The organism is Pseudomonas sp. (assembly GCF_049653025.1).
Taxonomy (GTDB): domain Bacteria; phylum Pseudomonadota; class Gammaproteobacteria; order Pseudomonadales; family Pseudomonadaceae; genus Aquipseudomonas.
Window position 1 is genome coordinate 310790 of record NZ_JBASFM010000006.1, and the last position, 13763, is coordinate 324552.

Annotated in this window: 14 protein-coding genes; all 14 read right to left on the bottom strand. The window is 55.0% G+C overall.

Features of this window, described 5'->3' with window-relative positions:
* Positions 1–33 precede the first annotated feature (33 nt).
* From WBK23_RS04510 to WBK23_RS04575, 14 genes are read right to left on the bottom strand one after another with little or no spacing between them, the layout of a single operon-like run.
* Positions 34–651, bottom strand: a complete 618-nt coding sequence (locus WBK23_RS04510; RefSeq protein WP_424482778.1) for an acetyltransferase — start codon at positions 649–651, stop codon at positions 34–36.
* The gene (locus WBK23_RS04515; protein ID WP_424483286.1) at positions 648–1244 is read right to left on the bottom strand and encodes a sugar transferase; all 597 of its coding nucleotides are present in this window, start codon (positions 1242–1244) and stop codon (positions 648–650) included. The genes WBK23_RS04510 and WBK23_RS04515 overlap by 4 nt, the downstream gene beginning before the upstream one ends.
* Positions 1244–2392 (bottom strand): glycosyltransferase family 4 protein, encoded by a 1149-nt coding sequence (locus WBK23_RS04520; RefSeq protein ID WP_424482779.1) that lies wholly within the window; start codon positions 2390–2392, stop codon positions 1244–1246. The genes WBK23_RS04515 and WBK23_RS04520 overlap by 1 nt, the downstream gene beginning before the upstream one ends.
* Positions 2382–3917, bottom strand: a complete 1536-nt coding sequence (locus tag WBK23_RS04525; RefSeq protein WP_424482780.1) for a hypothetical protein — start codon at positions 3915–3917, stop codon at positions 2382–2384. The genes WBK23_RS04520 and WBK23_RS04525 overlap by 11 nt, the downstream gene beginning before the upstream one ends.
* The gene (locus WBK23_RS04530; RefSeq protein WP_424482781.1) at positions 3914–5416 is read right to left on the bottom strand and encodes a lipopolysaccharide biosynthesis protein; all 1503 of its coding nucleotides are present in this window, start codon (positions 5414–5416) and stop codon (positions 3914–3916) included. The genes WBK23_RS04525 and WBK23_RS04530 overlap by 4 nt, the downstream gene beginning before the upstream one ends.
* A gap of 13 nt (positions 5417–5429) precedes the next feature.
* A complete protein-coding gene (locus WBK23_RS04535) occupies positions 5430–6224 on the bottom strand; it encodes a methionyl-tRNA formyltransferase (protein WP_424482782.1) in 795 nt (264 codons plus the stop codon).
* Complete coding sequence (locus WBK23_RS04540; protein WP_424482783.1) at positions 6224–7222, bottom strand: GNAT family N-acetyltransferase; 999 nt, start codon at positions 7220–7222, stop codon at positions 6224–6226. Before WBK23_RS04540 ends, WBK23_RS04535 begins: the two co-directional genes overlap by 1 nt.
* Positions 7219–7962: a hypothetical protein gene (locus WBK23_RS04545; RefSeq protein WP_424482784.1), complete on the bottom strand. Its 744-nt coding sequence runs from the start codon at positions 7960–7962 to the stop codon at positions 7219–7221. The genes WBK23_RS04540 and WBK23_RS04545 overlap by 4 nt, the downstream gene beginning before the upstream one ends.
* Positions 7959–8897 carry a methionyl-tRNA formyltransferase gene (locus WBK23_RS04550; RefSeq protein WP_424482785.1) on the bottom strand — a complete coding sequence of 313 codons (939 nt, stop codon included), beginning with the start codon at positions 8895–8897 and terminating at the stop codon, positions 7959–7961. Before WBK23_RS04550 ends, WBK23_RS04545 begins: the two co-directional genes overlap by 4 nt.
* Positions 8861–9958: a DegT/DnrJ/EryC1/StrS family aminotransferase gene (locus WBK23_RS04555; RefSeq protein ID WP_424482786.1), complete on the bottom strand. Its 1098-nt coding sequence runs from the start codon at positions 9956–9958 to the stop codon at positions 8861–8863. The genes WBK23_RS04550 and WBK23_RS04555 overlap by 37 nt, the downstream gene beginning before the upstream one ends.
* Positions 9955–10932, bottom strand: a complete 978-nt coding sequence (locus tag WBK23_RS04560) for an NAD-dependent epimerase/dehydratase family protein (RefSeq protein ID WP_424482787.1) — start codon at positions 10930–10932, stop codon at positions 9955–9957. The genes WBK23_RS04555 and WBK23_RS04560 overlap by 4 nt, the downstream gene beginning before the upstream one ends.
* Complete coding sequence (locus tag WBK23_RS04565) at positions 10929–11885, bottom strand: Gfo/Idh/MocA family protein (protein ID WP_424482788.1); 957 nt, start codon at positions 11883–11885, stop codon at positions 10929–10931. The genes WBK23_RS04560 and WBK23_RS04565 overlap by 4 nt, the downstream gene beginning before the upstream one ends.
* A gap of 4 nt (positions 11886–11889) precedes the next feature.
* The gene (locus tag WBK23_RS04570) at positions 11890–12396 is read right to left on the bottom strand and encodes an acyltransferase (RefSeq protein ID WP_424482789.1); all 507 of its coding nucleotides are present in this window, start codon (positions 12394–12396) and stop codon (positions 11890–11892) included.
* On the bottom strand, positions 12386–13486 hold the full coding sequence (locus WBK23_RS04575; RefSeq protein ID WP_424482790.1) for a DegT/DnrJ/EryC1/StrS family aminotransferase: 1101 nt from the start codon (positions 13484–13486) through the stop codon (positions 12386–12388). The genes WBK23_RS04570 and WBK23_RS04575 overlap by 11 nt, the downstream gene beginning before the upstream one ends.
* Positions 13487–13763 lie beyond the last annotated feature (277 nt).

Genomic DNA, 13763 nt, shown 5'->3' on the forward strand with positions numbered 1-13763 from the left:
CTAAATGCTTTGCGCAACACGGCGCAGAAAACACTATATCAAACGCGCCGGAACACCTGTCACGGTCACACCATCAACGACATCCGCCACGACAACGGCACCCGCACCAACCATGACCCCTGCTCCGATGCGAATAGACTGCCGCACACAGGCACCGATACCAATCCAACTGCCCTCTCCCACCTGCACCCCTCCAGCCAGGTGAGCACCCGGACTGACATGCACGGCGGCCAGGAGGGTACAGTCATGGTCGACGCTGCACCCCGTATTCAGGATGCAACCCATGCCAATTCGTGCATAAGCATTGACCACGGCACCAGCAAACACGACCGAACCATTTTCAACACTCGCATAACGACTGACCGTCGCAGCTGGGTGCAACAAACAAGCAAAATGGGCTCCGGCCGCCTTCAATATCGCCAGTTTTTCCAGCCGAATGCGATTGTCGCCGATCGCGACCAGGACAGCATCAAACGCCGACAGACGCTCAAGCAATTCCGCGGCATTACCCTCTACCGGCCAGACACCGTTTCGCTCCCTTGTAGGCCAGGCATCGTCGAAGAACACCACCGATTGCCAACCACAGATCTCGGCCGTATCGGCCACGACCTTGCCATGCCCGCTGGCGCCCAGGATGGCCAGGCGCTTCATTCATCATTCCCGGTGAACTTGGACATGGTTGCCTGCCCCTCAGCACTGATGCCTTCACGGATGAAAACCTTGCGCACAGTCAGCAGCAGGACACGAAAATCCAGCCAGAACGATTGGTTGTCCACGTACCAGGTGTCCAGATCGAACTTTTGCTTCCAGCTCAGCGCATTACGCCCATTGATCTGCGCCCAGCCGGTAATCCCCGGCCGCACGGCGTGGCGTCGTGCCTGCTCGGCACTGTATAGCGGCAAGTACTCCATGAGCAGTGGGCGCGGCCCAACCAGACTCATGTCCCCTTTCAGTACGTTCCACAACTCGGGCAGCTCATCCAAGCTGGTGCCGCGCAGGAACCGTCCGAAGCGAGTCAGGCGAACCTCATCCGGCAACGGATTACCCTCTGCATCCATTGCGTCGAGCATTGTGCGGAACTTGACCATCATGAAGGGTTGCCCGTGCAAACCGGGGCGCTGCTGGCGAAAAAGGACGGGCGAACCAAGGTTCACGCGCACCAACACATAAAGAATAAGTAACGCAGGCCAGAACAGCAGCAGCGCCAGCATGCTGCAAATGATGTCGAACACCCGCTTGAGCATCATGCCTTCTCACCCTGGGCAAACACGCGCGTATAGAAAGCCCTCAGTCCTTCCACAATCCGCTCACGCGAGAACCGCTGTAAGGCGCGAACGCGCGCAGCCTGCGCCATCGCCGCGCGTAACTCGTCATCCTCGAGCAAACGCTGCAGCGCGTTTGCCAATTCCAGCACCTTGAATGGTGGCACCAGCAGACCGGAGACACCGTCTTCTACCGCATCGGTAAGCCCGTAGATCCGGGTAGCCACAGAAGGAACACCAGCAGCTGCGGCCTCCAGTACCGAACTGCCGAAGCCTTCGCGATAGCTGGGCAAGCAGAAAATGTCCGCCGCAGCCATGTAGGCCTCGGGCTCCTGGGTAAAACCCTGGAAATGCAGACGTTCACCTAGGCCTCCGACAACCGAGAGGATGTGCTCGACCATCCCTCCCTCGTCGGGCCCCACTATGAGCCAATGCAAAGCGGGAAAACGCTGGTCCAGCAGCAGCATGGCCTCGGCCATTTCGCGAAGCCCCTTGTCCGTATTCAAGCGGCCGAGGAAAAGCACCACCGCTGCGTCGGCGGGAATACCATGCTCGACGCGGACTCGCTCACGCGCCTGCGGATTGGGACGAAAACGCTCGCCGTCCACGCCACAGATCGAGCCATCACCAATCACCTCTATCGCGCTTGCACGGCAGACGCCCTCTGCCAACAGAAAATCCCGCTGGGAAGGGCTATCAGCGAGCAGATGCGAAGCCGTCGCCGCGATCAGGCGATCCGCACTCTTCAATACAAAGCGCCCCACTCCCGCACGCGTGACCCATACCTGGCCGGTAAACCAGTGCACCCGCACCGGCACACCAGCCATCCGCGCAGCCAGCATTCCGAGCAAACCGGCCTTGGGCGTCACGGAATGCAACGCATCGAAGCGATAACGGCGAAACAGCCGCACCAGCAGGAACAGTGTTTTCAGATCGACAATAGGTGAAATTTCTCGCGCCAGAGGCACGCTCAGGTAGGTCACTCGCTCATCCTGAGGAACCGGCTCCGCTCCGTAGTTCGATATAACAAAGACGTCGTAGTCGTCTGCAAGACGCTCGATATGCAAGCGCAGAAAGGCAGAGACGGCCATAGGGACGGTGGTGATGAAGCAGAGGCGCTTACGCGTCATGAAGAATCTCTTGCGATGCGTTGAACTTGTAAAGGCGGTAGTCGCCGAAGGTTTCCACTTCTGCTGCCGGCAGGTCAGCGCAAAAGCGCTCGGGCAAGTAGCCATCATAAGTCAACATATATCGTACTCGATATTGCTCAAAGATCTGTCGTACCGGTACACGCAGGACAGGAAATATAGGCTCCAACAAGTAATACCCGTAACCATGCCCCCCAAACAGCACTGACTTACCTGTTCTATATGCCACCACATCATGCCAGTGCTGCGGAAAACACATGACTGGGCCATCCTCGAGAATAGCCAAACGGCTGATAGCTTCGTCCAAGTTTGAATCAACTTTCATAGTCCGGCTTGCGCGCAACGCCCGCAGAAAGACTACAAGAGCAGAAACACACATTAAAAAACCAATGAAAACCGCCGCCCACCAATACCAAGTGCTTCCAAATGAACCCCAACCAATACCTAGCGCAAGAGCGGCCGGGAAACTGCCATTGTAACCATAGAGATATCCCTGCCCAAGCGAACGAAAAGCCGGAAATAATGTAGTCAAAAGAGCAAAACAAAACGTGAGCGCGAGCCACGAATATATCCAAACCTCATATATAGAAAATTTATGCCCATCAATTAAGGCAAAAAACCCAACACCTAGAACAATTGGCATCCAAGGATTAAATCCTATGACGAATTGCAACCTACGAACCCAAGCTTTTAATCCGGACCGATAGAACTTACCTGGCGTTTCGTAGTTCTCATCTCCGTACAAAGGAGACTCCAGCAATGGATGAACCCCATTACCTCGCCAATTACGACTCCAGAACTTAACCGTATCCCAATGAGCCCGCATAGTCAGACGGTAAAATCCACCACTTAGAAGAATCGCAGCCAAAACACTACCTGGCACCAACAAAGCTAGTCGGAATTCACCAGCCATGCCCGCACCGACCAAAGCAATAAACCAGAACAGCTGCATGGCCATCTTGTGTGTAATCATTACCAGACCGGCCAGAAACAGCACAGCCAACCAAAACCACGGTGACATGCCCTGTAAAAGCACTGCACCCACCAACAACCACATTGCGTCTAAAAACAACGCTCCCATACCGCGAGGATTTAGTTGCATATTATAGGTAATTAGGAGGGGCGTTATCGCATAGACCACTCCAGTGATTACAGCGGCAATAACATCTACTGTAAGCCACCAAGCTGCCCAAACTACGAGAATCATACGCAGCATATCAATGAATACCGCGAACTGGACGCTGAAGCGGTCGAACATAGGCGCAGGCAGCCGAGCCATCAACCACGGGAAAAATGGCGGATACCAATGCCCCTCATCCAAAAGAAATTGCGGCATTTTGACCGGCAAAGAGCCGTCTCGACGTAAAGTTTCAATGTAAGTCTTCCAGTACCATTGATCCACTCCTGAACCATGTGGAGAAAGCAGCACAGGAGCGAGACGCATCACAAGCGCAAGTAAAAACACAAAAAATAACGCAGCCAACATGGAAATCTCGAAAAGGTTCATTTTTGACACAGCACACGTGTTAGCGCAGGCGTAACGCGCCGCAGGGAGGCAGGAACCATTGCAGATACCTCTTGAGGGGAAAAAAAGTCTGCTCGCCGAACAAGAAAAAGCATCAAAAATACCACCGCAGCAGCGATCAACGACCGCAGAAAAAGAGCATCCACCGCTAACAAAGCCAATCCACCAATATGAGCTAACAACAGCGCAAACGCTCCTTTATTAATAGGTACTTTCAAATACCGGTGCTGATCAAGTAGAAACAACCATTGCACAAGCAAAAAGCCGGTTACCGCCGCAATGGCGGCACCTAGAATTCCAAGAAGCGGCAGCAACATTAAAGTCAGTGACGCATTAACGAGCAACTTCACCCCAAACAAGGTGACGTTTGCGGTCAATAGCCGTCCTTGTGCAAAATGCGCTAACCCATATAGGTGAGTAGCTGCAGCGCCAGGCACCGCTGTTAACAGCACCTGCAGTACCGCTCGACTCTGTTCAAATGAGGGACCAACAAGCAGAGAGAACACAGCAGGTAGCAAAGCGATAAGCCCTACTGTCGCGACAGCCCAAAGACTCATGATCTGAGGAGTAACGCGCTCAATCAGCTGAACCTCACTTGCAGGGCCCAATTGATCTATCCGAGAGATCAACTGCGGCATCAACACAGCAACAACGGCAGTAGGTATGCCGATCAGAATCAACATATATTGGTATGCGGGGTGGTAAAGCCCCACCGCTTGACTATTAATAAGATGACCTATTAGAAGATAATCACACCACTCCGAAAGATAACCAATTAAGTAACCGGGCAGCAGCGGTAGAGCAAACGCTGCCGCCAAGCGTAGTTGGCGACCTTCAGGAATCTGCCAACCGATAGAAGTACCTTTCAGTTCACGCGAAAGCAGCAATGCCCATGTTACAAGCCCCGAGAAAATTACCGCCACAAGCATCTGAAATGTCGACAATTGTTGGCCGAAGATAGCAAGCAAAGACAGAACAGCCAAAATGCCTATCAATACCAAGTCAGCGATCAAAGGTGACCATGCTAGGCGCATGTAGCGCTCCCTAACTTGCTGAAGCCCTTGCACTTCACCCATTAGCCATAACGACAACAGTAGCGGCAGAACCAACCATATACTTTCCTGGGGCACGCGCAGACGAGCAGACAACCAGTCGACTGGAGCAAAAAGGGCGCAAGCAAAGACCAGCGATCCGGCGAAAAGGAGCAACGGCCAGCGGGTGGCCCAAGTCCGCCTCAGCTGTCTTGAAGATTCCCATTCAAGACGCCCAAAACGCTGTGTGATCGATTGTGACCACAGAACCAACACTTGGTTAAACAGCATTCCTGCGGCCAAAAGCATGGCCCAAACGCCCAGACCCTCTGGTCCCATTACACGAGCCATCAACGCCGAGACGAGCAGCCATAACGGAGCACGCACAGTACGCGCCAACATCAATGCAGCCGCTCCTGACAGGCGAAACGGGGGGACTGTCGAGCTCATTGCAAAAAAAAACTCAAAGAACTTCCGCCACTAAGGTATCCCCCGTGCATAGCCTGTCTAACAACTCTCTCTCAACGGGTACTAACCGAACGATCCCGTCAGCACAGGCAACGCTGATGCCTAACTTGTCAATCGCCACAATACGCCCCGGCTCACCACGCGCCACTGAGTCGACTACCTGCGACGAGGCGAAATGCAGTATCTCCCCTTGTGTAGTACGGCTCATTGCTCCTGATGTGTAAGGCGGTGCGACCGCACGAATAAGGTCCCGAACCTGCTCGGCACGATCAAACGACATCAGCCAGTTATCTTCAGCATGCCTACGACGGAATGAACTGGCATGTGTCTCGTCTTGAGGATGTGCAACCAAACGGCCTTCGGCCCAATCAAGCAGCGTGCCGGGGAGCCAACTATTGAGTATTTCCTCCCCTCGGCGGAAAGCACCATTAACGTCTTCCTCCACCGCCAAGGGAAAGGCAGTTTGAGCAAAAACCTCACCAGCATCTACTGCAGCCACTACTCTGTGCAGAGAAAATCCCAACTCGCGCTCGCCATTCAGAATGGCCCATGTAAACGCATGCCTTCCTCTATATCGAGGTAGCAAAGAGTTATGTACATTAAGAACGACGCGCTGCCGAGCAATAAAATCCGGATGCAGAATATACGGCCAATTGATCAGCAACATAATAGCGTCATTGACTTGATCCAACTCATCGCGAGATCGAAAGACGCGGGATATCAACCCAGTATTATCGACCACTTTGAAAAGTTCAGCGGTAGGTTCCAGCGTCGTCAGCAAAGTGATCACTATTCAAGCCTCAGCGCATATGTCTCTCTGAACTGCCCTACAGCCCCCAGTGTTTCTTTGAACCGAAAAATGGAGTCGTACGCTTTCATTTGCACCGAGGAGGTCCCTAGATCCATCCAGATATAACCCATCTCCTGTGCATGTTTAAAACCATCGAGCAACAATGCTGATTGCGCCTGGGTCGCCTGATATTCCGGATCTTGGCAAAGGTAAAATGTCCCGACCACGCGGCGGTTTTGTACGAAGTAACAGACACCGGAAACAGGCTTTTCATCTAGGTAAGCACAGGAAAAGAAAATACTCTCAGGCAACTCGCTCGCGAGCCATTGCAGCTCGTCAAACGTATGTGTCGGCTTCATACCATGCTTGGTAAAAGTTGCTGCCAGCACTTGCCAAAAGTGCTCGATAGGCGCCCTCCTACGTACTACAACCCCTGACTTACTTGCCTTGCGTGCACGCCGCTCCCACTCAGACCGGTTAGATACTACTTGAGCGAACTCAGTGAGGCTCGGATCGAGTGGAATGACACTGGAAATATCCCTATTTACGCAAGTAAATCCCGCCTCCATGAGCGCGAAACGAAATGTCTCAGTGTAAACGCGGCTGCACGCACGCAGCGGCAGAGTCACACGAAACTCCTTGGCACCCGCATTTGCAACATACGCAACAGCGGCGTTTATTACATCTCTACAAGCGGACAAACCCAGCGCCTCCCGTAGCGCAGGACCGCCGTAGCTGGCACCGTAAGGCGATAGTGCGCAGAGTACGCCGTCGCGCTCTATGAGGGCTAACGGCCAAACTCCAATTCGCTTTTGCTTTCGCTGAACAGAAAGGAAGTGCTCGAAGCCTAAAAAGCGGTTTCCGTGATAACGCAGAAAACGCAACTGATGAAAAAGCGTGCCATCGTTGGAGCTCTCAATGAAGTCATCCCAGCCAGCAGCGGCTGGATCGCCTTCGCGTACAATCACGCAGTCGACGACAGAAGCAACAGTGTTCAATGAAGGGATTCCAGAAGGTCAAGAAGCCACTGACGGGCACCAGAGCCAGTAAACCGCTCTTGCAGTAGTTTATTTGGTTGATAATGCAGAGGGCGTGTGCGTTCGTAGCGCTGCAGATTTTCGGTGTTTAGATAGACGTGGATAGGGTGAAAATCGAAAACCATCAGACCATCCTGGCCCAGCAAATCACCAATACTCGGCAAACTCTGCTGCTGACCGTAAATGCACATGATGTCGTCTTCCCACGAGTAGGGAATCCGCTGCATGCCGTTCCATAGCAGCCAAGGCTTTAGAGTAATTCCTGCAGTCGTCGGGATGAAGTGATTGCAGTCGTGGGTCAGACCCTTACTGCGGAAGAGATTCAACAAGGTTGAACTCTGCGTCATGTGATGGCTGCGCACGGCTGTTGCCTCGGGCACCAGCGCCATCGTTCGCTCTAGCACCTCTTCCGCGGAAGCCCCCGCCTGAGTTTGCAGGCTGAAGAGAAAGTTGAAATTAGGGTGTATACCCAACTCGAACTTAGGATTGGCCCGCAGCCGTGCTAGTAGTGGTGTCTCGTGGGTGACAAACCATGTTGCGGGAACATCTGCCTGCTCTACCAAATCAATGCAGTCAGCTAGCACTTCATCATGCGCCCAGTCGATATCGAAGGTAAGAAACACCTTATCTTCCCAGGAGCTTGGATCATTCATATCGATACGCGAAATCGTGGAGAATATCCTGGTGCGGGCGGCCGTCATATGAGCCTCGTTTTCAATGACCTGAGTACCTGTGGCGCCGAAACTTCTGCCGCACCGTCCAACGCAATAATGAGCAGCCGCACAGCGCCTTCTCCGCAGGCCACTACCACCCACTCGGCAGAAACCTCAACCACGCTACCGGGAACCCCATAGAAACGCCTGGGTTCAAGTGCACAGCGCCATACACGAAGCACTCCGCCACCCTCTACCTGGGTGTATGCGCCAGGATAGGGATGCGTCTGGGCGCGTATAAAGTCATGCACTCGTTCAGCTGAGGCACGCCAGTCGATAAGGCCATCTTCCGGGCGTCTGAGGCCGCAATAGGAGGCATCCTCATTGGGCTGCGGATAGAGTTTCACGACCCCACCTACAACTTCCGGCATGTATCTGGCTGCCAGCTCAAGCATCAGCGCGTTTGCCTTTTCCAAGGCATCGCCAATGGTCTCGTCAGAATCCAGCGCGACACTCGCCTGCCCCACCAGCAACCCCTCATCCATTCTCTCACTGAAGCGGAAAAAGCTCACTCCGATAGCGGGCTCACCATTGATGATCTGCCACACCAGAGGCGCGTTACCGCGATATTGGGGAAGGGATGAATAGTGAAAGCCGTAGAAATCGCAAGGTCCATCCACCGGAATGATCTGGTACCAACCATGCACAAACGCTAGCCGTGCCTGGTAATAATCTAGCCAGCGTAATGTGTCGGCTCGCGTTGCAACCACCTTGAGCGGCACACCATGACGTTCAGCCAGCGAACGAAACCCCGGCAGCACGGAACGCGCGTCCTGAGAGTCATCAGGACAAATGATCGCAGCAAGGTTGCCGGGAAACAGCTGACAGACGGTTTCGCACAACAACAACCCCGCCGCCTTACTACCCATGAACACTACAGCGTCAATCACTCGGCAATGCTCCGGCGCAAGATCGCCGTGCAAACGCGCTCCACATCGACCCCCTCGTAACACGGCAAAGTGATGGTCTCTTCTTGCAAACGTGCAGCGTTGGGCTGCACGTCAGCGTAACGCTGGCGGTAGTAGGTGGTGCCGCTCAAGCAATAGGTTCCGATGGTGGTTTCGATACCATCTTCACGCAAACCGTGGATCAGCTCATCACGGCTCATACCTGCAGGTACGCGGAATACCAAAGATTGCACGTTGTGTACGACATTGGCGTCGCGGTACTGCGGTACGAAACCCGCGCCTTCTAGGAGGCTCACATAGGCGGCACGCACCTCGTTGCGTTCAGCGACAATCGCATCCAGCTTGCGCAACTGCACCCGCCCCATCAGCGCCTGGGGTTCGGAAAGACGGTAATTGTAGCCCTGCTCGATGAAATCCAGACCGTAGCCCAGCATTCCGCTCGCTCCGTGGTTGAGCTTTACGTCGAACCAGACAGACCACGCGTCACTGTTGGTGGTGATCGCACCGCCCTCGCCAGTAGTTAGCAGCTTGCGCGGATGGAAGCTGAAGCAGGTCAGATCAGCGATATTCCCCACTCTGGCGCCGTTTTCACTGCTACCGATGGCGCAAGCAGCGTCCTCAATGAGAGGCACACCGTACTCTTGGCAGATTGCGGCGATTTCATGCATTCCGCTTGGGTTACCAAATGCATCGACTGCTATCACTGCTTTGGTTTTTGGACTGATACGAGCGCGCAACGCATTGGGCAGCATGTTGTAGGTGTCGAGCGACACATCGACGAAAACCGGGCGCGCCCCCAGATCTTCTACAACGTTGGCCGTGGCCGGAAAGGAGAAGTCCGAGACAATGACTTCATCGCCTGGTGCCACACCGATCAACTTCAGACAAACGCTCAGGGCAGTGGTAGCCGAAGTCGCCAAGTGAGTGTACTTCGCCCCTGTGTAAGCGCAGATTTCCTTGCGAAAAGAGTCTACATGCTGACCACGAGTGAACATGCCCGAGTCAAATATCTCGCGCATTTCGGCCTCAACCTCATCGAAGCTGATGTAAGGCCTCATCAAGCGAATCTGGCTCATGCATGTTCTCCGATCTGGCCGGTGTACCAGGCCAGGGTATCCGCCAGTCCCTTGTCGAATGGCGTCAGCGAGTACTGGATCAACCCTTTCACCTTCTCGTTGCTGGCATTATGCGACAGCACGTCGGAGTGGCGCGCGGGCTTGCGTAGAATATCGCCGGTATAGCCGTAGTAGGCGCAGATGCGCGGAATCAGCTCGTTTATCGATATCTGGTTGTCGGTGGAGATGTTCACCGTGTCACCCGAGGGCAACACCGCGTGCAGCTTGACCACCGCATCCACGGTGTCGTGCACGTAGATGAAGTCACGGCTCTGTGTGCCTTCGCCATGGATTTCCGGGCTGCCGCCGGTGAGCAGACGCACGGCGGTGATTGGAATGACTCCTGCCAACATACCCTTATGGTTCTGGCGCGGCCCGTAATTGTTGAAGGGCCGGACGATGTAGGCATCCACACCGAACATCCGCACGTAGCTTTCCACCGCCATGTCCGCCGCGGCCTTGCCTGCGGCGTAGGTTGTGGTGGGGTTGCGCGGGTGCGCCTCGTCCATCGGCTCGTACACCGCCGAGCCGTAAACCTCGGAGGTGGAGAAGTGGCACAGGGTCTTGAACAGGCCGCGACGCTGCAATTCGAGCAGGTTCAGTACCACCTTGACGTTGGTATCGAACGCGTTGGCCGGATTGAGGAAGGAGTAGTTCAGCGCTTTGGTCGCGCAGTTGAACACCAGATCGATGGAATGGTTGGCGAAGATGTATTCCAGGCTGGTGTTCAGCTCGGCATCGTCACGATAGAAGGTCGCTTTGCCGCTGGCCAGGGCCTGGGCGAGGTTGTCTTCAGAGCCAACGAAGAGGTTGTCGATCACAACCACATGCGCAGCACCTTCGGCCAGCAGGCGATCCACCAGATGGCTGCCGATGAAACCGGCACCGCCGGTGACCAGAATGCCTTTCCCTGCAAAACCTTCTCGAATCGTCATGCCTGCACCGCCGCCTGGATTTGTGCACAGATCTTCATTGCATCAACGCCGGCGTCGACCCCTGGGCCCAGCCCTACGCCAGGCTGGCGACAGCTGGCCATGAATGCCTGCAGCTCGGTAAGCAGGGCCTCCTGAGGCGGTACGGCGACAGTTTCCTGTATGGCGGAAACCGCATAGGGTAGGCTGCCACTGTCGCGAGTCTCGGACTGGCGGTTGATCAGGATTTCCTTACGCAACAAGTCGCAATCGACGAACATGTCGACGCAGGTGCCTTCGATCTGGCGGATCTTCTTGTCAGTCACGCGACTGGCCTGAATACGCGAGAACTGGCCGTTTTCATGGGTGATCAACGCAGAGGCGAAATCAATCATGCTTCCGTGGGCGAAGCCATGGGCTGCCACTGACTGGGCTGGGCCGTTCAGGTAGAGCGCCAGATCGATGTCGTGGATCATCAAGTCGGTGACCACGTCCACATCGGTAATGCGCGAGCTCACCTTGTTGGTACGAGTGAAATCGAGGCTGATTACCCGTTCGGTCTTGTCCAAGACCATCTTGAGTGCCTGCACGGCCGGGTTGAAGCGTTCGATGAAGCCAACCTGAATATTAAGGCCCTCCTTCTTAGCGAAGGCAGCAATGTCGCGAGCCTCTTCCAAAGTGGCAGCCAACGGCTTCTCAACGAAGATATTCTTCACGTGGGCAGCCGCTAGGCGAATATAGTCCGCGTGGGTCACGGTCGGCGTGCAGATCACCACGGCATCAACTCCGGCTAGCAACGGCGTAGGGTCGACCACACCTGGGACGCCATGCGTTTCACCGGCACGTGCAGCAACCTCGGCATTGGCATCGGCCACAAACGCCAGCTCAAAGCCCTTGAGCATAGACAGTACGCGCAGGTGATTGCGCCCCATATTGCCGAGGCCGATCAGACCTACCTTGAGCACTTCATCTTGCATATCGTCAAACGTCTCCAGAAACGCGGTTGCCTTCCTGGTCGATACGGGCCACCGCGCGCGCGGGGTTGCCCATAACCAGGGTGTAGGGCGGAACATCCTTGGTCACCACACTGCCTGCAGCGACCATGGCAAATTCGCCGATGGTGATGCCGCAGACGATGGTGGCGTTGGCACCGATGCTCACGCCGTTGTCGATGCGCGTCGGGGTGACCTTCCACTCAGTATTGAACGCCCGCGGCACCTTGTCGTTGGTAAAACAGGCATTGGGGCCGACAAAGACGTCATCGCCGATTTCCACACCGTTGTAGACCGAGACGCTGTTCTGGATCTTGCAGCGGTTGCCGATCTTCACGGCGTGGTCGACATAGACATCCTTGGAAAGAATGCAACCCTCGCCGATCAGAACGTTTTCGCGAATCTGCACATTGATCCAGACCTTGGTGCCGGCACCGATGCTGGCTTTGTCAGATACATTGGCAGTCGGGTGAATATAAATACCATTAGCGGGCATTCTCGCCTCCAAGCATGGTACCGACCACATCGACCACACGCTGCAATTCAGCCTCGGTCATATACGGGAACAGCGGCAGGTTGAGCACTGAGGCACACAACTGCTCGCCGACCTGACCGCCGAAATGACCTTTCAGGTACGCGGCAGCACCTGGCTGGCTGGACATGACACTGGGATAGATGTTGCCGAAGCCAATGCCTTCGGCCTTGAGACGCGTTTCGAGCCCGGCCTTCACCTCAGACTCAGGTACCAGGCAGACATTGCAGTAGCCGTTTTCTTCGTATCCGGCCGGGGCACTCATCAGCTGGATTCCGGTGGCCGGCAGAGCCTTCTGATAGTAGGCGACCGCCTCGCGGCGCGATGCTATGCGGGCGTCGATGTAATCCAGAGACAGATTGAGGAACGCCGCCTGCAGCGAATCCAGGCGCGAGTTCCAACCCACGTCGCCGTAGCCATAGTGGGCAGTGCGGCCATGATTGCCGAGGCGACGCACCTTGTCGGCCAGCTCGGCGTCGTCGGTGAATACCGCACCACCGTCACCTGCGGCACCCAGCACCTTCGCTGGGTAGAAGGAGGTGGTGGAAATATGCGCACCTTTGTAGATGGCCTCTCCTTGGTAACGCACGCCAAAGGCCTGAGCACCATCTTCGATCAGGATTACGCCATGCTTACGGCATAGTTCGCGCAGATCAAGCAAGCGCGCGCTGCCCCAGCCATAGAGATGTGCAATCAGCGCAACCTTGGGTTTAGCTTCGCGAATGGCTTGTTCGAAGGCTTCGAAACAGACCCCACCATCGGCAAGGTTAGCGTCGACGGTGACCGGTTTTGCCCCCACGTTCACCACTGCCTCAAAGGTCGCCCAGAAGGTGACGTTCGGCACCAAAACCACATCCCCCTCGCGCACCCCTGCAGCGCGCAAGGCTAGTTGCAAAGCATCGGTGCCGTTGGCACAGGTGACAGCATGCCTCACGTGCAGCACTTCCTGCAGGCGCGCTTCAAGAGTAGTGACTTCAGAGCCGCCAATGAACTGGGCATTGAGAGTCATGTCATGGAGTTTTTCCATCAGCACGGCATGGAAGCCGAACTCCAAGCGCTTGAGGTCGATAAAGGGAACGTTAATTTTCAATCTCCTGACGAGTCAGTCCGAACGCCGCGCACTGTACCAGCAACGTTCGTTGATGTCATAAGCAAAGCTTTCCTTAGCAAAAGGACAATCCCGCAGTCGCCAATCCAATAGCCGGAGAGTCGCGCGGCGCACTTACCAATGCTCACGTGCCACCGAGCAGAAGTAAATACATAAAAACCAAGTCTATAGCGAAGCAAGAAAGGCTAGCAAAAAATACTTAAACAGCAAGAAGATTAAAAAT

Coding starts and splice junctions, on each gene's coding strand:
- WBK23_RS04510 (WP_424482778.1), bottom strand. CDS start 651: ATGAAGCGCCTGGCCATCCTGGGCGCCAGCGGGCATGGCAAGGTCGTG.
- WBK23_RS04515 (WP_424483286.1), bottom strand. CDS start 1,244: ATGCTCAAGCGGGTGTTCGACATCATTTGCAGCATGCTGGCGCTGCTG.
- WBK23_RS04520 (WP_424482779.1), bottom strand. CDS start 2,392: ATGACGCGTAAGCGCCTCTGCTTCATCACCACCGTCCCTATGGCCGTC.
- WBK23_RS04525 (WP_424482780.1), bottom strand. CDS start 3,917: ATGAACCTTTTCGAGATTTCCATGTTGGCTGCGTTATTTTTTGTGTTT.
- WBK23_RS04530 (WP_424482781.1), bottom strand. CDS start 5,416: ATGAGCTCGACAGTCCCCCCGTTTCGCCTGTCAGGAGCGGCTGCATTG.
- WBK23_RS04545 (WP_424482784.1), bottom strand. CDS start 7,962: ATGACGGCCGCCCGCACCAGGATATTCTCCACGATTTCGCGTATCGAT.
- WBK23_RS04555 (WP_424482786.1), bottom strand. CDS start 9,958: ATGAGCCAGATTCGCTTGATGAGGCCTTACATCAGCTTCGATGAGGTT.
- WBK23_RS04560 (WP_424482787.1), bottom strand. CDS start 10,932: ATGACGATTCGAGAAGGTTTTGCAGGGAAAGGCATTCTGGTCACCGGC.
- WBK23_RS04565 (WP_424482788.1), bottom strand. CDS start 11,885: ATGCAAGATGAAGTGCTCAAGGTAGGTCTGATCGGCCTCGGCAATATG.
- WBK23_RS04570 (WP_424482789.1), bottom strand. CDS start 12,396: ATGCCCGCTAATGGTATTTATATTCACCCGACTGCCAATGTATCTGAC.